Annotated in this window: 13 protein-coding genes and 3 tRNA genes; 1 reads left to right on the plus strand and 15 read right to left on the minus strand. The window is 67.4% G+C overall.

Annotation, left to right across the window (positions count from 1 at the left end; all coding sequences use genetic code 11):
* The 12 genes from ABIC94_RS14670 to trpE form a co-directional block, all read right to left on the minus strand.
* Positions 1–90, minus strand: a 90-nt coding sequence (locus ABIC94_RS14670; protein WP_038111923.1) for a GTP-binding protein, incomplete at its 3' end; no start/stop codon positions are given.
* A gap of 73 nt (positions 91–163) precedes the next feature.
* Positions 164–238 (minus strand) — tRNA-Thr (locus ABIC94_RS14675).
* A gap of 39 nt (positions 239–277) precedes the next feature.
* Positions 278–351, minus strand: a tRNA-Gly gene (locus ABIC94_RS14680).
* A gap of 66 nt (positions 352–417) precedes the next feature.
* A tRNA-Tyr gene (locus ABIC94_RS14685) sits at positions 418–503 on the minus strand.
* A 105-nt stretch (positions 504–608) separates the two neighbouring features.
* Positions 609–1,316, minus strand: coding sequence for a uracil-DNA glycosylase (locus tag ABIC94_RS14690; RefSeq protein WP_354373737.1), 708 nt, complete (start codon positions 1,314–1,316; stop codon positions 609–611).
* A complete protein-coding gene (gene trpC / locus ABIC94_RS14695; RefSeq protein WP_354373738.1) occupies positions 1,313–2,113 on the minus strand; it encodes an indole-3-glycerol phosphate synthase TrpC in 801 nt (266 codons plus the stop codon). The genes ABIC94_RS14690 and trpC overlap by 4 nt, the downstream gene beginning before the upstream one ends.
* Positions 2,114–2,149: 36 nt before the next feature.
* Positions 2,150–3,172, minus strand: a complete 1,023-nt coding sequence (gene trpD / locus ABIC94_RS14700; RefSeq protein WP_354373739.1) for an anthranilate phosphoribosyltransferase — start codon at positions 3,170–3,172, stop codon at positions 2,150–2,152.
* Positions 3,173–3,192: 20 nt separating this feature from the next.
* The gene (locus ABIC94_RS14705; RefSeq protein ID WP_354373740.1) at positions 3,193–3,852 is read right to left on the minus strand and encodes a LysE family translocator; all 660 of its coding nucleotides are present in this window, start codon (positions 3,850–3,852) and stop codon (positions 3,193–3,195) included.
* Between the two features lie 16 nt (positions 3,853–3,868).
* Positions 3,869–4,927 carry a low-specificity L-threonine aldolase gene (gene ltaE, locus ABIC94_RS14710; RefSeq protein ID WP_354373741.1) on the minus strand — a complete coding sequence of 353 codons (1,059 nt, stop codon included), beginning with the start codon at positions 4,925–4,927 and terminating at the stop codon, positions 3,869–3,871.
* 6 nt (positions 4,928–4,933) lie between these two features.
* Positions 4,934–5,518 (minus strand): aminodeoxychorismate/anthranilate synthase component II, encoded by a 585-nt coding sequence (locus ABIC94_RS14715; RefSeq protein WP_354373742.1) that lies wholly within the window; start codon positions 5,516–5,518, stop codon positions 4,934–4,936.
* Entirely contained in the window at positions 5,515–5,907 is a 393-nt protein-coding gene (locus tag ABIC94_RS14720) for a GxxExxY protein (RefSeq protein WP_354373743.1), read from the minus strand. The genes ABIC94_RS14715 and ABIC94_RS14720 overlap by 4 nt, the downstream gene beginning before the upstream one ends.
* On the minus strand, positions 5,904–7,406 hold the full coding sequence (gene trpE, locus ABIC94_RS14725; protein WP_354373744.1) for an anthranilate synthase component I: 1,503 nt from the start codon (positions 7,404–7,406) through the stop codon (positions 5,904–5,906). The genes ABIC94_RS14720 and trpE overlap by 4 nt, the downstream gene beginning before the upstream one ends.
* A gap of 325 nt (positions 7,407–7,731) precedes the next feature.
* Between trpE and ABIC94_RS14730 the strand changes: the two genes are divergently transcribed.
* On the plus strand, positions 7,732–8,331 hold the full coding sequence (locus ABIC94_RS14730; RefSeq protein ID WP_354373745.1) for a chalcone isomerase family protein: 600 nt from the start codon (positions 7,732–7,734) through the stop codon (positions 8,329–8,331).
* Between the two features lie 42 nt (positions 8,332–8,373).
* Here the strand turns inward: ABIC94_RS14730 and gph are convergent, their stop codons facing one another.
* From gph to ABIC94_RS14745, 3 genes are all read right to left on the minus strand, one after another.
* Positions 8,374–9,102, minus strand: a complete 729-nt coding sequence (gph, locus tag ABIC94_RS14735) for a phosphoglycolate phosphatase (protein ID WP_354373746.1) — start codon at positions 9,100–9,102, stop codon at positions 8,374–8,376.
* Between the two features lie 208 nt (positions 9,103–9,310).
* Entirely contained in the window at positions 9,311–13,600 is a 4,290-nt protein-coding gene (locus tag ABIC94_RS14740) for an OmpA family protein (RefSeq protein ID WP_354373747.1), read from the minus strand.
* 20 nt (positions 13,601–13,620) lie between these two features.
* The gene (locus ABIC94_RS14745) at positions 13,621–21,666 is read right to left on the minus strand and encodes an SdrD B-like domain-containing protein (protein WP_354373748.1); all 8,046 of its coding nucleotides are present in this window, start codon (positions 21,664–21,666) and stop codon (positions 13,621–13,623) included.
* Between the last annotated feature and the right edge of the window lie 75 nt (positions 21,667–21,741).

Raw genomic sequence — 21,741 nt, forward strand, 5'->3', positions numbered from 1 at the left:
CGCCGTCAGCGTGGTCTTGCCGTGGTCAACGTGACCGATCGTGCCCACGTTCACGTGCGGCTTGGTGCGGGTGAATTTACCTTTTGCCATTTTTCGACTCCGAAAAAAACGATTTCAACGTATGCAGATGGGTTGCAAACCTGCCGTTGCAACCCCCAAAAACTGGTGCCCTTTGCGGGAATCGGACCCGCGACCTCTCCCTTACCAAGGGAGTGCTCTACCACTGAGCCAAAAGGGCTTTGTCTAACCAATCGCTTCCGGCGTCGAACCGGGTCTCTGGAGCGGGAGACGGGAATCGAACCCGCGTCATCAGCTTGGAAGGCTGGGGTTCTACCATTGAACTACTCCCGCATTCGGGGGCACTCAAAGGCACCCAAAGCGCTAGATCCAATCGCTCTTAGAAACCAAATTCATCGCTGGTGGAGAGGGCTGGATTCGAACCAGCGTACTCGTAAGAGGGCAGATTTACAGTCTGCTGCCATTAACCACTCGGCCACCTCTCCGGCGAACCTCGAAATATAGCACGGTTTTGTGACTTCACAGAACCTCCAGCACCAAGAAGACGCGGGAAATGCACGAGGCGAGGACCTCGCGCATTATCCGCGAATTCAGCCGCCCGACTGGTACGCCTCCCGCCAGGCACGGGCCTCGCCGAAATGCCCGCAGCCGATGAAGGGCACGGGCGGGCGCAACGCGGAAAGCGGCGACGGATGATTCGACATCAGCACCTTGTGGCGCTTAACGTCGATCAACGCGCGCTTACTTTGGGCATGCGAGCCCCAAAGCATAAAAACAACAGGTTTTGCACCGTCGGATACGTGGCGGATGACCGCATCGGTCAGTACTTCCCAGCCGCGTCCCGAATGGCTGGCCGGCTGCCCCTCTTCCACCGTGAGGCAGGTGTTGAGCAGCAGCACGCCGTGGGTTGCCCATTTCACCAAGCTGCCGCCCGGGTTCGGAAACGGAGGCGGAGGCGTTCCAAGGTCGCGCTGGAGCTCCTTGAAGATGTTGCGCAGCGACGGCGGCAGCGCCACGCCGGGAGCGACGGAGAAAGCGAGCCCCTCCGCCTGGCCGCGCCCGTGGTACGGGTCCTGGCCGAGGATCACGACGCGCACGTCTTCGGGCGGCGTCAATTCCAGTGCCCGCAGCGGTTGCGGCGGAAAGATCACGGCACCCGCGTCAAGGCGCTCGCGCAGGAAACTCAGCAGCTTCTGCCCCACGATGCCGCCGAAAAATTCGTCGACCAGCGGCTGCCAGCCCGGCGCCACAGGCCAGTCGGCGGGATCGCCGCTCGACAACTGATCCGGCCGGCTCATTTGAACAATGCAGCGAGCGCCTCGCCGGGTTCCTTGGCACGCATGAAGGCCTCGCCGACCAGAAAGGCATGAACGCCCGCCGCGCGCAGGGTGGCCACGTCTTCGCGCGTGGCAATGCCCGACTCGGTAACGGCCAACCGGTCGGCCGGCAAGCGGGGCAGCAGATCGATGGTGGCCTGGATCGACACCTCGAAGTTGCGCAAATTGCGGTTGTTCACACCGATGAGCGGCGTCTTGAGCTTGAGCGCGCGGTCGAGTTCTGCCTCGTCGTGCACTTCGACCAGCACCGCCATGCCCAGCCCACGCGCAATGGCTTCATAGTCTTTCATCTGCGCATCGTCGAGGCATGCCGCAATCAACAGGATGGCATCGGCGCCCATCGCACGCGATTCGTACACCTGGTAGGGGTCGACGATGAAGTCCTTGCGCAGCACCGGCAGCTCGCACGACGCGCGTGCCTGCTTGAGGTAGTCGACACCGCCCTGGAAAAACTGCTTGTCGGTCAGCACCGACAGACAGGCGGCGCTGATTTCGCCGTCACCCTCCGCATAGCTCTGCGCGATATCGGCCGGAATGAAGTCTTCGCGCAGCACGCCCTTGCTCGGGCTGGCCTTCTTGACCTCGGCAATCACCGCGGCCTGGCCGGCGGCGATCTTGGCGCGCAGGGCGCCTTCGAAATCGCGCGTCAGCACGCGGCTCTCGGCGTCGAAGCGCACGGTTTCGAGCGGGCTTTTTTTCTGCGCCGCAGCAATTTCCTGCCGCTTGACCGCAATGATCTTGTCGAGGATGTCGGACATGTTCTGTTTTCCTGCCTGTCTGTCTTTAGCGGTTCTTCAAACCGTTGTGGAGGCCTTGACCAGTTCGGCCAGCTTGGCCCGCGCCGCGCCCGATGCAACGGCTTCGCGCGCGCGCTCGATGCCCACGGCTATCGAATCGACCACATTGGCGGCATACAAGGCCGCGCCAGCGTTGAGCAGCACGATGTCCAGCGCCGCGCCGGCCTGATTGTCGAGCACCCCCAGCAGCATGGCCTTCGACTGCTCGGGCGTTTCCACGCGCAGCACGCGGTTGCTCGACATGGCAAAGCCGAAATCTTCGGGGTGCAGTTCGTACTCGCGGATTTCGCCATCCTTGAGCTCGCCCACCATCGTGGCCGCGCCGAGCGAGATTTCGTCCATGCCGTCGCGGCCGTACACCACCATGGCGTGCTCGGTGCCCAGCCGCTGCAGCGCGCGCACCTGGATGCCCACGAGGTCGGGGTGGAACACGCCCATCAAGATGTTCGGCGCGCCCGCCGGATTGGTCAGCGGGCCGAGGATGTTGAAGATCGTCTTGATGCCGAGCTCCTTGCGCACCGGCGCGACATTCTTCATGGCCGGATGATGGTTCGGCGCGAACATGAAGCCGATGCCCACCTGCTCGATGGAGCGCGCGATCTGCTCCGGCTGCAGGTTGATGTTGACGCCCAGCGACTCCAGCACGTCGGCGCTGCCCGACTTGCTCGACACGCTGCGCCCGCCGTGCTTGCTCACCTTGGCGCCCGCCGCGGCCGCGACGAACATCGAGCAGGTCGAGATGTTGAAGGTGTGCGAACCGTCGCCGCCGGTGCCGACGATGTCGACCAGGTGCGTGGTGTCCTTCACCGGCACCTTGGTCGATACCTCGCGCATCACCTGCGCAGCCGCGGTGATCTCGCCGATGGTTTCCTTCTTGACGCGCAAACCGGTAATCAGCGCCGCCATCATCACCGGCGAGCACTCGCCGCTCATGATCAGCCGCACGATGTGGAGCATCTCGTCGTGGAACACCTCGCGGTGCTCGATGGTGCGCTGCAGCGCTTCCTGGGGGGTGATCATGGAAAGTCTCCTCGGTGTTTTCAGTGGCCGGCGCGGCCGACCGGCGCGTCCGTGAATGCAAGCTTGAGGCCGAAGCCGATGAACAGCACGCCTGCCGCGCGATCGAGCCAGTGCATGCCCTTCTGCACGGCACTGCGCCGCGCCATCCAGCCCGCGAACGCAGCCCATCCCACGATGACGGGAATGGAATTGAGATTGAACAGCACGCCCAGCAGAACGAAGTACAGGCTCTTGTTGTCGGCGCCGGGCGCGATGAACTGCGGCACGAAGGCCAGGAAGAACAAGGCCACCTTGGGGTTCAGCACATTGGTCCAGAAACCGCCCAGAAAGATGTCCTTGAGCCGGCGCTCACCGGACGCCGCGGCGACCTCTTGCAGATCGGCTGGCGGCCTGGCGCGCGACAGCACCATGCGCACGCCGAGGTACAGCAGGTAGGCCGCGCCGACATACTTGAGCACGGCAAAGGCCGCCGCCGAGGTGGCCAGCAGCGTGCCGACGCCGATGGCGGCCGCGAAGATATGAACGAAGCAGCCGGTGAGAACGCCGAACCCGCCCACGATGCCGGCGCGTACGCCCGACCGCAGCGAATTCGTCACGATGTAGAGCACATCGGGCCCCGGCGTCAGGTTCAGCAGCCAGCCTGCGGCAATGAAAGCGAGCAGATGCGGAAGATCGGGCATCGCGGGCTCCTCTGCCTCAGGCGTTGAAGAGGCCGCGGATGGCGGCGACGGCGCGGTCCACGCCCGCTGCATCCACATCGAGATGCGTCACGAAGCGCAGCCGATACAGCCCCGTTGCGAGAATGCCCTGCTGGTTCAGGTGCGCCAGCAGCTCCGGCGAACGCGCCTGCGCCGCACCGTTCAGATCGACGAACACGATGTTGGTGTGCGGTGCCTCGACCTTCAGCCCCTCGATGCCCTCGAGCCCCTGCGCGAGGCGCTGGGCCAGTGCGTGGTCGTCGGCAAGCCGGTCGATGTGATGGTCGAGCGCGTGCGATGCGGCCGCCGCAAGAAGCCCCGCCTGACGCATGCCGCCGCCCGCCATCTTGCGGATGCGATGCGCCCGCGCGATGAACTCGCGCGAGCCGGCCAGTGCCGAACCGACGGGCGCACCCAGGCCCTTGCTGAAGCAGACCGACACGCTGTCGAAGCACTGCGCGATGCGGCGCGCCTCGGCACGGATGTCGCTGCGCTTGTTCAACGCAGCCTGTGCGGTGGCGGCATTGAAGAGACGCGCCCCGTCCAGATGCCGCTGCAGCCCCTTGCTCTTTGCCAGGTCGGTCGCAGCCTGCACGTACTCGAAAGGCAGCAGCTTGCCGCCCAGCGTGTTCTCCAGCGCCAGCAACTTCGTACGCGCGAAGTGCGCGTCGTCGGGCTTGATGGCCGCCTCGATCTGCGCGAGCGGCAGCGTGCCGTCGGGCGCGTGGTCGAGAGGCTGCGGCTGCACGCTGCCGAACACCGCGGCACCGCCGCCCTCCCAGCGGTAGCAATGCGCCTGCTGGCCGACAATGTATTCGTCACCCCGCCCGCAGTGCGAAAGAATGGCGCACAGATTGCTCTGCGTGCCGGTCGGCACGAACAGCGCCGCCTCGAAACCCAGCAGCGCGGCGATCTTTTCCTGCAACGCGTTCACGGTCGGATCGGTGCCGAAGACGTCGTCGCCGAGCGGCGCTGCCATCATGGCCTCGCGCATTGCCGGGGTGGGTTGCGTGACGGTGTCGCTGCGCAGATCGACGATGGAGGAGCGGTCTGTCATGGCGGGTCAGTCCAGGAAGTTCTTGAGCATCGCGTGGCCATGCTCGGTGAGGATCGATTCCGGGTGGAACTGCACGCCTTCGATGCGCACGTCATGCGCAAAACCGGTGTGCCGCACGCCCATGATCTCGCCGTCGTCGGTCCACGCGGTGATGGCCAATTCCTTCGGGCAGCTCTCGCGCTCGATCGAGAGCGAGTGATACCGGTTGACGATGAATTTCTCCGGCAGCCCCGCGAACACGCCCTCCTGGGTCGTCGTGATCTCGCTGGTCTTGCCATGCATGAGTTGTTGCGCGCGAATGATCTTGCCGCCGAAGGCTGCGCCGATGGCTTGGTGGCCGAGGCACACGCCAAGAATCGGCAGCTTGCCCGCGAAGGCCTCGATGGCCGCCACCGACACGCCCGCCTCCGCCGGCGAGCAAGGCCCCGGCGACACCACGAGCCGCGTCACGCCCGAGGCGATCAGCTCGCCGATCTGCGCCACGGTGATCTCGTCGTTGCGGTGTACCTGCACATCCGCACCCAGCTCGCCCAGGTACTGGACGATGTTGTAGGTGAACGAATCGTAGTTGTCGATCATCAGCAGTTTCATGGCTTGCTCACAATCCGGTGCACGCCCTTGACGACGGGGAACACGTTGAAGTTGATCAGAAGGCCCAGCTTGAGGCCCGAGAGCCGCAGCGCGGCGAGCACCTGCGCGCGGTGCAGGTCGGTCAGCACGTCAACCGCCTTGAGCTCCACGATGACCGACTGCTCGACCACGAAGCCCGCGCGGTACACCTCGCCGAGCGAACGGCCCTTGTAGCTGGCCGACAGCGCCACGCCCTGCGTGAAGCCGATCTCGCGCTCGGCGAGTTCGATGGCCAGCGCCGCGGCGTAGGCGTCTTCGCTCAGGCCCGTGCCGAGCACGCGCTGAACCTCGACGGCGGCACCGATGATTTCATGCGAAAAATCGTTCTGAATGTCGGGTACGTTGCTCATTCCAGGCCTTCCTCGACCAGTTCGGCGGCGCGCAGCAGTGCGCGCGCCTTGGCCTCTGTTTCTTTCCATTCCAGCTCGGGCACCGAGTCGGCGACCACGCCGGCCGCGGCCTGCACGTGCAGCATCTGGTCTTTCACGATGCCGGTGCGAATGGCAATGGCCACGTCCATGTCGCCCGCGTAGCTGATGTAGCCGCAGGCGCCGCCGTAAAGGCCGCGCTTGGTGGGCTCCAGCTGGTCGATGAGCTCCATCGCATGCACCTTGGGCGCGCCGGTGAGCGTGCCGGCCGGGAATGTGGCCTTGAGCACGTCGATGGCGGTCATGCCGTCTTTCAGCGTGCCTTCGACATTGCTCACGATGTGCATCACGTGGCTGTAGCGCTCCACCGCGAAGGCCTCGGTCACCTTCACGGTACCGGTCTTGGCGATGCGGCCGATGTCGTTGCGCGCAAGGTCGATCAGCATCACGTGCTCGGCGCGCTCCTTCGGGTCGTTGATGAGTTCTTCCTCGGCCGCCTTGTCGAGCTCCAGCGAAGCGCCGCGCGGGCGCGTGCCGGCCAGCGGGCGGATGGTGATCTTCTGCTCGCCATCGCCCGTGTTTTCCTGGCGCACCAGGATTTCCGGCGAAGCGCCCACCACATGGAAATCGCCCAGGTGGTAGTAATACATGTAGGGCGACGGGTTGAGCGAGCGCAGCGCGCGGTACAGCGACAGCGGCGACTCGGTATACCGCTTGCTGATGCGCTGCCCCACCTGCACCTGCATGAAGTCGCCGGCGGCGATCATTTCCTTGGCGCGCTCCACGGCCGCGAGGTAGTCGGCCTTGGCAAAACTGCGCTCGGGCGGATGCGGCTGCGTGGGCTTCACGACGGGCGCGCTCACCGAGTACTTGAGCTTTTCCTTCAGCTCGCGCAGGCGGCGCTTGCCTGCCGCATAGGCCTCGGGCTGCTTCGGATCGGCATAGACAATGAGGTACAGCTTGCCCGACAGGTTGTCGATGACGGCGAGCTCTTCGCACTGCAGCAGCAGGATGTCGGGGCAGCCCAGCGTGTCGGGCGGGCAGCTTTTTTCGAGCTTGCGCTCGATGTGGCGCACCGTGTCGTAGCCGAAGTAGCCCGCAAGGCCGCCGCAGAAGCGCGGCAGGCCCGGCCGCAGCGCCACCTTGAAGCGCTTCTGGTATTCGGCAATGAAGTCGAGCGGGTTGCCGGAAGCGGTCTCCACCACTTGCCCGTCGGTCACCACTTCGGTCACCGCATCGGCACCGAAACCGCTGGCGCGCAGCAGCGTGCGGGCAGGCAGGCCGATGAAGCTGTAGCGCCCGAAGCGCTCGCCGCCCACCACCGATTCGAGCAGGAAGCTGTGCTTGCCGCCGCCTTGCGAATGAGCCAGCTTGAGATAGAGGGAAAGAGGCGTTTCGAGGTCTGCAAAGGCCTCGGCCATCAGCGGAATGCGGTTGTAGCCCTGGGCGCTGAGGCTCTTGAATTCAAGTTCGGTGATCACGGATTCGTTCTCCAGTTGCCTGCCGGCGCTTCTTGGGCCGGTGGCAAGGTCATTCACTGGTGGTCCGGAGTCTGCAGCGATCCGGTACCGCGGGCGCACGGCGTGCGCCGTGCAATCAAACAGTCAGCGATGTATGGCTACGCCAGGGCCAGGCTCCCCGGCTGCCTTCACCTGTTTGAATGATGTGATGAACGAACATGGAGCGTGGAGTTTAGCCCACGAAAACGCCGCCGCGTGCAACGCACGGCTTCAGGGTTCCCCCGAGGGCCGGGAGTAAAACGAAAAGATACATTCGAACGATCGTTCGCAAATCGAGGAGATCCACTTGCCTGCCCTTTCGCTCCCGTCCCTGCTCTCCCGCCTTGCCGTGCTGGCCTGCGCCGCCACCGCACTCGGTGCTTCGGCCGCACAGGTCGACGTTGCCGGCGTCAAGCTGAACGACACCCTCGACCTGCGCGGCAGCACCCTGCAGCTCAACGGCGCGGGGGTGCGCTACAAGGCCGTCTTCAAGGTGTACACCGCCGGCTTCTACGTGGGAAAGAAAGTCTCCACGCCGGAAGAGGCGCTGGCGGCGCCGGGTCCCAAGCGCGTGGCCATCACGATGCTGCGCGACATCGAGGCCAACGAACTCGGCAAGCTCTTCACCAAGGGCGTGGAAGAAAACTCGCCCAAGACCGAAATGGTCAATCTCATTCCGGGGCTGCTGCGCATGGGGCAGATGTTTTCCGACCAGAAGCAGCTCAAGGCCGGCGACACCTTCACCATCGACTGGCTGCCCGGCACCGGCACGCTGATTACCGTGCGCGGCGTGCCGCAGCCCGACCCGATCAAGGAGCAGGCGTTCTTCAACGCGCTGCTGCGCATCTGGCTCGGCCCGGTGCCGGCGGACTGGAAACTCAAGGACGCGCTGCTCGGGAAGCAGTAAGCCGGCAAGCGCCCCGCCCTTCTCCCTTCTTTCTCTCGGGCCTCAGGCAGCCGTGCGATCCAGTTCGGCCAGCGAGTCCAGGAAGCCGTCGGCATCGACGCCGCGCACCGGCTCGCCGTGGTTGTAGCCGTAGGTCACGAGCACCACCGGACAGCCGGCGGCGCGCGCGGCCTTGGCGTCGTTGCTCGAATCGCCAATCATCAGCGTGCGTGCGGGAGCGGTACCAAGCGCCTCGCAGGTCTTCCATAGCGGCAGCGGGTCCGGTTTCTTGCGCGCGAAAGCATCGCCGCCGAATGCGAATTCGAAGAATCCATCGAGCCCTTTCGCGGCCAGCAGCGGCTTCGCGAACGAGGTCGGTTTGTTGGTAAGGCAAGCCAGGCGCAGGCCGCGCGCCCGCAGCGCCTTCAGCCCCCCGTCCACGCCGGGATAGACCGCCGAGTGCTGCCCGTTGATGGCCAGGTAGTGATGCTGGTAGCGCTCCCAGGCCCGGTCGAAAAGCGCTTGCGCCCGTGCGTGCAGCGCATCCGCCCCGGCGGCCGAAGCTGCGCCGCCGACCGGCGCCATCACATGCACGAGCGCGGAAAGAATCAGGTGCTCCGAGCCCTTGCCCACCATTTTTTCGATGGCGGCTGACGGCACCGCCGGCAGCGAAAGGTCGTCGAGCATGTGGTTCAGCGACACGGCGAAGTCGCCGAGCGTATCGACCATGGTGCCGTCGAGATCGACGATGGCGGCATCGAAGCGGGTGAGGTCGAGGCGGGTGGAGTTCAAAACAAACTAATAGAGTTGCGAAAACTGCCCATCACTTTACAGAGCATCAAAGATAGAGTTCAAAACACCTCCAAGACCCTAGATGGAAGGAGAAGGTGTCAGCAAGTGGCCTCGTGTGACGAGCGCCTCTGCGATGCCGACCAAGAGCACGATCAGGTCGGATTCATGTCGTTCGCGCATGCATCGTTCTTCCGTGCTCTCGTCCGCTTCAGAACTTTCCGAGCACGTTCAGGAACCACCCCTTGCTGCGATAGCTCATGTCGGTCAGGTTGTCGGAGTAGTCGGTGAAGTTGTAGCCCACGCCCACCTTGAGGTTCTCGTTCACGTGGTAGTAGGCGGCCGTGACCCAGCCGCTCTTGCGGTCCTTGAGTTCCTTGGCGCGCAGCGAGCGCCACTCGACCATCCAGTCCCAGTTGCGCACCAGCTTCCAGTCGACGCGCAGCACCGCCAGTTCGGCCGAGCTCTTGAACCACGGCGACGAGTTGTCGCGGCTCGCGCGCAGTTCGCCACGGCGCCATGCGTACTTGCCGCCGACGGTCCAGCGCTCGTTGATGTCGTAGGTGGCGTCGATCGCGAAGACGTGGCTGCGCTGCTGGTAGTCGATGCCCGTGGTCGACACGGCGCCCAGGCTCGAATCGAGCCCACCCGCCGACACCACCTGGCCCGGCGAAGACAAGTCGTACAGGTAGGTGTACTTGAAGAGCAGGTTGAGACGGTCGTCCAGCGCCGGGCGCAGTGCGTAGCCGAGCATCGCCTCCGTGTACTTGGCCGCGGCCAATGCACCGGTGCTGCTGTCGCTGTCGGCCCAGTTGAACTTGCCGACCCAGCGCGCGTCGTCGTTCACCTTCCACGAGAACGAGTTCTTCACGAGCCAGCTGGTGCGCGCTTCCGCCGTGGTTCGGTCCTTGCGGTACTCGAGGCCGCCGCTGTACTTGAGGCGCTCGCTCGAATAGCCGGCGGTGAGCGCCACTGCTTCGCGGCGCGTGGCGCCCAGCGTTTCGGCGCCGACCCAGCCGTTCTCGAAGTTGACGCCCAGCGTCCAGTTGGTGTCGGGCGCGTACTGCACGCCGTAGGCATGCGTAAGGCCCGGCTGCGTGCCGGTGGCATGGCGGTGCTCGGTGAACATGGTGAGCCCGTCGGCCACGCGCGAGCGCACGCCGGTTACCAGGCTACCGCCGCGGCCGATGAGGTTCTCGTCGGTGCGGCCGGTGTCCGCCACATAGGTCATGTAGAGGTTGGAACGGTCGTCGAACTGGTAGTCGACACCGGCCTTGCCCGCCAGCCCGCCGTCACCGGTCGAGAGTTCGCCGCGCAGTGCGAGCTTGTCGCTGACGCGGTAGCGCCCGCCAAAGCCCAGCCGGTCGTTCTCCAGCCGCGTGCCGGTGCGCCGCAGCGTCTTCTGCGCAAAGCCGTAGAGGCTCCAGCGGTCGTTGCCGGTGTATTCCAGCTGCACGGCAGCATCGGCGCGCTCGCCCGAAACCGCTTGCGTGCTGGGCAGCGAAGGGCTGGTGATGAGCGAGTCGCCGGTCTTGTCGTCGTAGCGCATGCCAAGGCCCAGCTTCCAGTCGGGCGACAGGCGCAGGCCGTATTGGGCATCGAGCACGCTGCTGTTGTAGCCGTCGCGTTCATCGCGTCGGTCGGCCTTCAGGCGCAGCTCGCCGCCCTCGCCCTTCTCGCCGAAAGGCACCGCGGCCGACAAGCCGACCTGGCGCGTGGCGTTGCTGGCGTACTGGCCCGGTGCCGAGAAGCCGGCATCGCGCGACTGTGCATAGGCGCTGATGCGGCCGCCGCCCTTCATTTCGAAGTCGGCCAGGTCGGCCTGGCCTTCGAGGCGCCATGCGTTCGCATTGCCGGTGGGACCGTTGCCCAAGGTCGTGCCCAGGGCGCCGCTGCGACCGCTGAAGCTGAAGCCGCCATCGAGCGAGTCGAGTTGGGCGGTGCCCGGGCCCTTGCTGCGCGCGAACTCGCCCTTGAGGTAGGTGGTCTCGGTCTTTCGCAGCGTGATGTCCGCACCCGCCAGCCGCTGGTCCGCGCCGATCTGGTCTTGCCGCGACGCGGTCACGCCGACGCCCACGTGGTCGTTGGCCCACCACGACACGCGTCCGCCAATGGCGAGCGTGTCCAGCGAGCTTGCGATCGGCGTGTATTCGTAGTCCACCACCAGGAAGGTCGGCATGCCCGTGAGGCCGCCGGCACGCACCAGCGAGCCGTCGTCCGACAGGCTGGGCAGCGGCGCGGAGAGCAGCACGCGGCCCTGCAGGTAGTCGATCTCGTAGTCGGAGCTGGGCACGAGCTGCGTGCGCTTGAGCACAAAGCCGGAGTCGCGGTCGCGGATTTCGATGTTCACGCGCTCGGCGCCGCGCGTGATGTCCTGGTTGCGCAGGTAGTACAGCGAGCCGCCGGTGCCGCGGAATTCCTCGCGCGCCGCCAGCGTGCCCGGCTCAGCCGCGAAGGTATCGACCTTCAGGCGCGCCTCGCCGAACGAGGTCGACTCGTCGCCCAGGTACCGGCCATGGAAACCATAGAGGCCGCGGCTTACGCGGGTGAGTTCGGTGTCGCCGAAGTTGAGCTTGAAGTTGCCCCACATCGCCTGCGAGCGGCCGTCGTCCACGCGCAGGTAGAAGCGGCCCTGCGTAGGCGCATCCTCGATGGTGGTGGAGTCGTCGCCGAAAGTGGTCCACGAATCCTCGGGGTCGAAGCGGCGGAACAGCGAGGTCGGGTCCTTGCGGTCGAGGTTGCGGAACAGGTCCTTGAGCGGACGCTCCTCGGTGTCGACGCTGGCCGTGAGCGTCCAGCGGTCGTTGAGCTGGCCCTTGGCATAGCCCGCGATGCGGCCTTCGCTCCAGCCGCCACCGCCGTAGCGGTTCTTGTCGTTGGTCATGATCGCGGCCGGGCCGCTCACGCTGTTGCTTCCGACAGTCAGGTCGGCCTGCCCCACGAAGAACCAGTCGCTTGCGGGCAGGTCGAAGTCGCGGCGGTAAGAGCGCGTGGCGCCCTGTGCATCGGTGACAGCAATCTCGCCGGTCTGCACGCGGCGCGGCACGAGCTGCTGAAACACGAAGCGGCCGCTGTCGTCCACCGGCACCGCAAAGCCGAGCGCGCGCACTTTCTCGCCGGGGCGAATGGCCGCGCCGCTGGCGGTGACGGTGCCGGCCGCCAGCGGAATGTTGGCAATGGCGATGTTGTTCTGGCCGTAGGCACGCAGCAGCTCACGCGCCGGGTCGGGCGTGGTCGTTTCGGGCGCGTGACGCTCGGCCACGGTGAGCGAAAGATCGTCGGTCTCGTCGAACCGCCCTTGCCTGTCGTACACGCGCAAGCGGTAGTAGAGCTTGCCGCTCGCGCCGTCCGCCAGGCGGTCGAGCAGGCCCGCGGGCACCTGCCATTCGCCGCGCATCGCGGTGTCGAGCGGCAACGTGGCGAGCAGGCGGCGCTGCATCACGTCGTTAGCCGTGAAGATGCGCAGCTCGGCCTTGGCGGTAAACAGCAGGTAGTTGCTGTAGCCCGCAAAACGCACGGTGTCGCCGGCCACCACGGTGGTGGGCCAGGCGGATGCGCTCAGGCGGCGCGGTTGCGAAAGGTTGTCGTATTGCAGGCGCAGCTGGTTGCGCTCGAGCTGCACGTCCACGCAGCGCTGGCGGTCGGCGCTGGTGGCGCCTTCCCCGCCCGGCGCCGCGGCGCCCTTGCCGTCGAGCAACTGTCCGTCCACGCTCAGGCGCAGCGGCGCATCGTCGGTGCCGATGGCGGTGAAGGTGCGGCACACGCCGGGCTCGGCCGGCGCCGCGGCGGGAGCACTCGCTGCAACGGGCGCCGCATCGGTCCAGTACACGCGCACTTCGACGCGCCGGTTGGCGGGCCAGTTGACGGGATCGGAGGCAGGCGCTGCAACGGGTTCGTCAGGGCCGCGGGAGCTTGCCGCCGCAGCCAACTCGGGCAGGCCGAGGCGCTGCGTGAGATAGCGCGCCACCTGCTGCGCACGTGCCAGGCCCAGCGCGTGGTTGTCGGCAAAGCGCTCGCGAGACCTGGCGCTCAGCGGCTGTGCGTCGGTATGGCCCACGATCTCGAAGCGCAGCCTATCGCGGCCCTTGACCTGCTTGGCGATGCGGTCGAGCTCGGCCCGGTCCGCTGCGGCCAGAAGATCGGAGCCCGATGCGAACTGCGGGGTCTCGGCTTCGCTGCGCTCCGTGGCTGCAGCTGCGGCCGATGCGGCAACGGCCGCCGGGGTTGCCGTCGGCTCGCGTACATCGCCGAGCAAGAAGGTCGCCTTGGGCAGTTCGCGCTCGCCGCTGCGCGGCAGGTGACGCGCGCCGTCGATATCCACGGCGCGCGGGTCGGCTGCTGCATGGTCGAGCATGCGGCCGCGCACGGCGGTTTCCTGGGCCGCGGCAAGACCCACGGCCATGCAGGCGGCGGTGACAGCGCCCGCAAGGGCGAGACGCTTCGGAAGCTTTCTCATATCGGCTCGCTTGAACGGGTTCTTCGGTGTCAGGGGGCTTTTCATGGCGTTCACTCGTTCTCGCGTCATGGCTTCACCGCGGGCGTGGCAGCGGGCACCAGCTCGACTTCGATGTCCAGGTTGAAAAGCGGCGGCTCTTTGCGGCTCTCGCGCTGCTCGCCCAACTGCTTCCAGCGCGAGAGCACGGCGGCCTTCACCGCATCAGTGCGCTGGCGGCCGAGCGCTTCGGCTTCGCCGGGCGCGGCCTTGTAGGCCAGGCGCAGCACCGAGGCCTTCTCGGCCAGCACGCTCACCATGCGGTCGAGCTCGGGCACGAAGCCGGCGCGCAGCGCGGCGCTGCCGTCTTCGAATGCAGTGCCCTGCAGCGCGAGACGCACGACGCGGTGCACCGTGGCGCCGAAGTTCACCTTCAGCACCTTGCCGCGGGTGGCGCGCTCGGCGGCCGGGTTCTCGCTGGTGGTGCGGTAGCCCGAAGGCAGCGTACGGTCGTCGAGCTTGAGCACCAGGTTGCTGCCGGTGCCTTCCTTCGGAATGGCGGCGCAGGCAATGTGGTAGCGGCCCTCGGCGTCGGTGGTCACCAGCACGCCGTTCACGGTGGCGATGCGCACGTTGGCGAGGCCTGGTTCGCCTTCGTCCTGGTAGCCGTTGGCGTTCTTGTCGTCGTAGACCTTGCCGATCACGTCGGTGCAGTCGAACAGCGCGTCAGGCACCACGCGCACGGTGGCGGTGGCCAGGTTCGACAGCACGCGGCCGCCCACGCCCTGCGTGGCGATGACCTGGTTGACGAACTCGCCTTCGCCCACGCCGACCCCCACGCCCGCGACCATCAGGTATTCCTTGGTCTCGTTGGGCGCGAAGTTCTGGCCGGGCACCACGACCTGGCGGCCGTTGATTTGCGGCACCACCGGCAGCGCGACGCCACCGGGCATGGTGCGCACGGTGAGCGAGCCCTGCACATAGCGGAAGCCCGGCGGCAGCGTGTCGACCACGGCCACGCCCGGCACGGGGTTGCCGCGGGTGTTGCGCGCCGTGATGCGGTACGGCAGCAGTTCACCCTTCTTCACCGTCAGCTTCGAGCTGGTCTTGCGCAGCTCGATGAGCGTGGCGTCCGACGGGTCGAGCGGAATGTTGTTGGCCACCACGTGCTGGCCGCCGCCGCCCGGCATCTGGAACGCCAGGTAGTAGCCGGCGCCGGGCACCAGCCCCGCGCCCGGGCTCACCACGCACGGGTTGCTCTGCGCGGGTGCGGGTCCGTTCGCCGGAGCGGAACACGACTGCGTGCCGAGTCCGCCAGCCGCCGGCGGGTAGATGGACGACGGCAGGTAGCTGCCCGGCGGCGTAACCGCCAGGCGGTACTCGCCCGCCGGAGCGCCCGGCAGCACGAAGAAGTCGTAGTAGCCGCCGGGGCCGGTGGTGTAGGTGTCGCGGCCGTCGAGCAGATGCTGCGCCGGATCGAAGCCGGGCGGGCCGACCAGGCGCACCACGGCGCCGGGCACGGGCGTGCCGCTCACGCTGTCGTACACCACGCCACCCGGGTCGTACGGCAGGTCTTGCCGCTGCACGTTGGCGCCGGGGTCCACGCGCACTTTTATGGAGAAGCGCGGATCGCTCGCGGCGGGCGTGGGATATGGCCCATTGGCACCGTTCTGCCCAGCATCGGTAGGCCACACGCCGCCGACGGTGCGGCCGTCGGGTGAGCGGAAGCGCACGCGGTATTCGCCGGGCGTGAGGTCGCCGAAGCGGTAGCTGCCGTCCGCGCCCGTGGTCACGGTGTAGAGCACGGTGGCCGCGGTTTCGGGGCAGGCGTTGCCGCCATCGGCACAGCGCATCAGCTCCACGGTCCAGCCTTCGCCCTGGCCTTCGCCGCTTTCGCGGCCGCGGTTGTGGTTCTGGTCGAACCACACGGTGCCGGTCAGCGAAGCAGGCAGGTTGTTGTGCTCGTTGAAGTCGTAGCCCGTGCCGTTGGCCGCCAGCGTGGTGAAGTTCACGCGGATCTGGTTGGTGCCCTGCGCCGAGCCGCCGAGCGTGCCGGGAATGGCAATGCCCTCGTCGTAGCCGCTGGGCTGCGTCTCGGTGACGGTGTAGCCGCCGGTGCCGGGTAGCGGCAGGCCGGCCAGCTCGTAGCGGCCGTCGGGGCCTGTGACGGCGGTGCGCGTCACAGGATTGCCCGCTGCGTCGGTGCCGGTGAGCGTGATGGTCACGCCGGCAATCGGAAGGTCTTGCGGTTCGCGCGTTCCGTTGCGGTTCGCGTCGTTGTAGACGGTGCCCGCAAGGGATGCGCCGCGCTCGCCGAAGTTGTAGTCGTCGCCGTTGCCGCCGCGGTACATGATGCCGGAGAGCACGTCGTTGCCGGGCTTGCCGACGGCAGTGCCGTCGAGCGAGCCGACCGAGTCCAGGCCGTCAGCAAACGTCACGGGTTGCGTCTCGCGCACGGTGTAGCCGGTGGCGTCGGCCGGCAGCAGGCCGGTAAAGACATAGCGGCCGTTCGCATCGGTCACCACGGTGGCATTCACCGCCAGCCCGCTGGCCGAGCGGCCGGTGAGCGTGAGGGTGACGCCCGGAATACCCGGCTCGCCCGCCTGGCGGATGCCGTCGTTGTTGGTGTCGACATACACCCAGCCCGCGATCTGCCCGCCGCGCTCGCCGAAGTTGTAGTCGATGCCGGCGTCTTCCGATGCGAGCACCAGGGAGCCGAAGCGGTCGTTGACGCTGCCGGGGTTCAATGTGCCGCGCGGCGCGCCGCCCACGGTGCCGAGCGACTCGGGGCCGTCGGCCACACCGTCGGGTTGCGTCTCGTCCACCTGGTAGGTGCCAGGCAACAGCTTGTCGACCAGGTAGCGGCCATCGGCCGCGGCCTGCACCGTGTGCGTGACCGCATTGCCGAGAAAGTCGGTGCCGGTCACGCGCACGGTAGTGCCCGCAATGCCGGGCTCCGCGGTGTCGCGGGTGCCGTTCGAAGGAGCGACGTCGGCATACACGTAGCCGGACACGCTGGCCGGACGCACGGCCGAGAAGTTGTTGGCGGCCGAACCCGCACCCGCCGCGGCGAGCACGATGTTCTGGATGACGTTGGCGTTGGAGCCGTTGGGCCCGTTCAGCACGCCGTTGCCGGCCGTGGGCACGGAGCCCGGCGTGCTGCCGGCGCCGCTCACGTTGCCGGCGCGCGTGATGCCCGGTTCGTAGCCCGTGGGCCGCGTCTCCGTCACGGTGTAGGTGCCGGGGGCGAGGTTCGCGAAGTTGTAGTCGCCGCTGGCGTCGGTGGTGGTGGTGCGCGTCACCGGCTGGCCGTTGACGTCCGTGCCCGTGAGCGTGATGGCCACGCCCGCAATGCCGGGCTCGGTGGCCGGCGCCCCCTGCGCGCCGTTGCCGTCGCGGTCGTAGTACACGCGGCCCGAGATGCCCGCGGGCAGCAGCTCCCCGAAGTAGTACTCGCCCTGCGTGAGCGGCGGGTTGGTGCCGGCCACGGTCACGCCCGTGATGCTGTTGCCGCCGCCCTGCGCCGCGCCCGGTTGGCCGTTCGCGTTGGCCTTGCCCGGTGCGTAGTTGGTGGGCTGCGTTTCGGTGATGGTGTAGCCGCCGGGCGCCGAGGGCGGCACGTTGCGGAACTCGTAGCCGCCGGCCGGGCCCGAGGGCACGGCGACGATGTTGACGGGGTTGCCCGCGGCATCGGTGCCCGTGAGACGCAACTCCACGTTGGGAATGCCGGTGTCGCCCGCCTGCGGCACGCCGTCGTTGTTGGCGTCGACAAACACGCGCACCGGAATGCGGGTCAGCAGTTCACCGAAGTCGTAGCCGGTACCGTTCACGTCCGAGCGCAAGGCAATGGCGCTCACCACGTCATTGCCTGCGGTGCCTCCGGCCGTGCCGGCCGCATCGCTGCCGTCCGCGAAGGCGGCAGGCTGCGTCTCGGTCAGCACATAGCTGCCGGGCAGGAGGTTGTTGAACGCGTAGTTGCCGGTGCCGCTGGCCGTGGTGGCCGTGGTCGACACGGCGTTGCCGAACATGTCGGTCCCGGTGAGCGTGACCGTCACGCCCGCGATGCCCGGGTCACCCGCGCTCGCGGCGTTGTTGTAGTCGGCATCGCGGTACACGCGGCCGGCAAGGCTCGCGGGGCGCACTTCGCCGAAGTTGTTGTTGGTCGAAGTGCCGCCCGCGCCAAGCACGATGGTGTCGATGCGGTTGGCATTGGAGCCGTTGGGCCCGTTCGAGGTGCCCGCCGGCACGGTGCCGGCGGTGCTGCCCGCGCCGGTCACGCCGCCTGCGCGGGTGATGCCCGGCTGGTAGGCGGCGGGCTGGTCCTCGGCAACGCTGTAGGTGCCCGCGGGCACGGTGAAGCCCCAGCTGCCGTCGGTGGCCGTGGTGGTGGTCAGCGAGACGGCGTTGCCCAGGCTGTCGGTGCCGGTCAGGCGCATCGTGACGCCGGCGATGCCGGGCTCGCCGGTGTCGATCTGGCCGTCGCCGTCCAGGTCTTCATACACGCGGCCGCTCAGCGCGCTGCTCTGCACGGTGATGCTGCCCTGGTTGAAGTTGTTGCCCGCGTTCGGATCGGCACCCCCATCGGTGTCGCCCGAGCCGGTGGTGACCAGGTGCGCACGGTTGGTGAACTGCGTGCCGTTGACGGGCGTGGTGCCCGCGGTGGTGCGCACCGGAATGCGCACAGTGGCCGTGCCGTTGGCCGGCATGGAAGTGATGGCGCAGCTCACGCTGTTGCCGCCGGCCGCGCCGATGCAGGTGGGCGCAGCGGGTGTGAAGCTGCCGCCGGTCACGGTGAACACCGGCGTGCCTGTCAGCGTCAGGCCCGTAGGCAGCGTGTCGGTGAAGCTCGTGGTCTCGGCGCTGTCGGGGCCGTTGTTGCGCAGCTGCACGAGCCAGTCGAAGCCCTGGCCGGTGGCCACGGTGGTGAGCGGCGTGGCGGTGCCGGTGGAGACGGCCGTCTTGGAGACCACCTGCACGTCGGCCTTGAAGCGGAAGGTGGTGTTCTCGGCGACGGTGTTGTTGCCTTGGCTCGTGTCGAAGGCATTGCGCGACGCATCCACGAAGTCGACCGCCGCGCGGTTCTGGAACGTGCCGCGCGAAACGCCGCGCAGAACCACCTGGAACTGCAGCATGCTGGGTTCGCCGGTCGCTCCGGAGCCGGTGCCTCCGATGGCGGGGATGGTGAACACGATCTGTCCGCCGGACGAACCGGCCGCGGGTGTCGTGACGCCGACGCCTGCGGGGGCGCTTGCCGACACGAACGTCGGCGCCGGTTCACCGTTGGTTCCCGCGGTCGGCAGGTTGTCCACCAGCCGAACCCCCTCGGCGGTCGAGGCGCTGTTGTTCGAGACCGTGATCGTGTAGGTGACGTCGTCGCCCACGTTCACCGGATCGACGTCGTCGCGCTTGGTCACCACCAAGTCGTACACGGGGGCGATCACGCTGGTACCTGCCGTCGCCTGGTTGTTGGCGGCGTTGCCTTCCGGCGTGGTGGTTGCGACGGCGACGTTGTTGGTAATGGTGGTGCCGTTGATCGCGTAGAGCGGACGCACCTGCACCGTCACCGTCTGCTGCTCGTTGCGCACGAGCGAACCCCAGGAGCACACGAGCTGGTTGTTGCCGGGGCCGGTCGGCTGCGCGGCATTGGGTGGGGGGGTACAGCTGCCACCGTTCGAGGCCACGGCGCTGATGAACATGAGGCCTGCCGGCAGGGTGTCGGTCACCTGCACGTTGTAGGCGCGGCTGAAGCTGTCCTCCTGAACGGACCGGTTGCGCGCGGTAAGGGTGTAGGTGAGCACCTGGCCGACGGGCACCGAGCCCGGGCTTGCGGTCTTGGTCACCGTCACGTCGGCCACGGCGTTGAAGAAGCCGGTGGCGGAGCCGCTGTTGGTCACGCCCGCGTCGTCGAGCACGGGGTCGGCCGGCATGGCGGCGATGGCGCTCGCCTTGTTGGCGATCTGGAAGGTGTGGTCGGAAGCCGAAGCGCCGTCGCCGTAATGCCGGGCCTGCACGCTGATCACCGGGCACAGCGGCACCGCCGTCACGGGGTCGGTGCTCGCGCGGCACACCGGAAGCTGGGAGATGTTGCAGTTCGAAAGCGATGTGTTACCCGCGCCGCCCGATGGTGCGGGCACGGTGCAGGCGCCGGCAAAGGTCGCGGCATTGGCGGTCTGCGACACCACGGGCGTGCCCACCACCTGCAGGAAGAGGTCGCTGACCGCGACACTCTGCGCCACCGAGGGCCCGCTGTTGACCACCTCGATCTCCCAGGTGATCGCCTGGCCCGCCGTCTGCCGGTTGCCCGCGCTGTTGCCGATGCCCACCACGCGCTTCAAGACCTTGACGTCGGCATAGTTGGCACTGTCGTCCACGCCGGTGCCCAGGTTCACGCAGTCGTTGCCGGTGTTGGCGTCGGGGTCGGAGCCTGAAGTGGGTGTGCTTGCGGGCAACGCCACGTTCACGCACATGCTGTTGACGATGGGGGCGTTGCCCGCCGGCACCGCGGGGATCGTGACATTCACCGTCACGAAGCCGGCATTGCGCGCACTGCCGCCGCTCGAGGTGTCCACCGGGATGTCGGAAGCCAGCGTGCGCGTGCAATTCACCGTGGCAGGCCCATCGACCGGAACCGTAACGGTGGAACCGCCCTTGGTGATCGTGCAGGTATAGCTCCCCGCCCCGAGGCCGTTGATGCGCACGCCGGCCGGCAGATCGTCGACCAGGTTGACGGTGCTGCCCGCCAGCAGGCGCGTGCCGCCCAGGTTGGTAGCGCCCACCTGGTAGTCGAACGGCTGGTTGATCGGTACGTTGTTCTGCGGCCAGCCACGGCGCTTGTCGGCGCGGAAGTCGGTGGCGGAATTCGCCACGTCGGCGGGCACGCTGCCAGTGGCCGATGTCGCTACCGGGCCGGCGGCATTCACGGTCGCTTCATTGACCACGCCCGTGCCGGCGGTTATGGCAGTGACGGGAACGACGATGTTGCCGAGCGACTGGTTGGCACCGCCTGCGCCACCGAAGTCGGTGCGCGTACAGCTCACCGTCTGGCCCGAGACCGAGCAGGTCCACCCCGGGTCCGCGGTCACCGGGGGATTGATCTGGAAGTTGGCCGGCAACGTATCGGTCACCGTCACGCCCGTGGGCGCGCTGCCGCTGAAACGCGGCGTCAGCGTGAAGTTGAAGCGCTGGCCCACGAGCAGCTGGCCGCCGTTGTGGGTCTTGGTCATCGAGAGCAGGGTGCCCGCGGTAACCGTGGTGTTGGCGGTTGCGTTGTTGTTCGTGGGCACGCCGTCGCCGATCGAGCCTGCGGGTGCAATCGCCGGCTGGTGGGTGATGGTGGAGCCCGCGGCCCCGGTGACCACGCCGTTGACGGTGATCGTGCGACTGCCGTTGAGCGAAAGGACGCCGACGTTGCAAGTCAGCTGGCTGCCGGCAATCGAGCATCCCGAAGGCAGGCCGCTGCCCGAGACTGAAAGGCCCGTGGGAATGTTGTAGGTCAGGGTCGAACCTGAACTCGCATCGGGCCCATTGTTGGTGAGTGTGAAGACGATCGGCACCGTCGCGCCGCTGGAGGCCGTGGCAGGCGCCGTGATGGCCAGCGCCACATCGGCCCCCTGGTTCACGGTGATCGTCTTGGTTTCGCTCGCGCCCCCGCCCGCCGGAGCGGCCGTGACGCTCAGCGTGCCTTGCGCAACCGTGCGCAGCCGCAGCTCGAAATCGCGGGTCTGGTTGGCCGCGAGCGTGATGCCCGAGCAGGTGACTGTGCCGGGCCCGGCCTCGCCTACGTTGACCGTCGAGCTGCAACTGCCCACCGGCACCGCGCCCGTGCCCATGTATATGCTGTTGGCCGGGATCTCGTAGGTGAACGAGGTGCCCGGCGCGCCGATCGGCAGGCTGTCGGTCTCGGCGATGGTCACGGTGCTGGTGACCGTGCCGCCGGCCGGAACGATGTTGGGCACATGCACCAGGCTGGAAACCTGCGGTATCGCATGGGCGGCCGTGGCCAGCAGCAAGCCCGCGAGCGGAACGGCGATGAGCGCGGGCATCCGTGCCATGCGCCCGCGCATGGCCTGCCGCGCAAGCTTGAAGAAATCGCTCGGCGCTTTCGCGTCCGACAAGATCGTTGGGGTGTTGGGCATCCCGTCCCTCGTAATGGCTCTGATGGCCCCGGCACCGTGCGTTCGGGCGCCGCGGAATGCGGCGCAGGTGTCCAG

This window comes from Variovorax paradoxus (assembly GCF_040544635.1).
Classification (GTDB): Bacteria; Pseudomonadota; Gammaproteobacteria; order Burkholderiales; family Burkholderiaceae_C; genus Variovorax; species Variovorax paradoxus_R.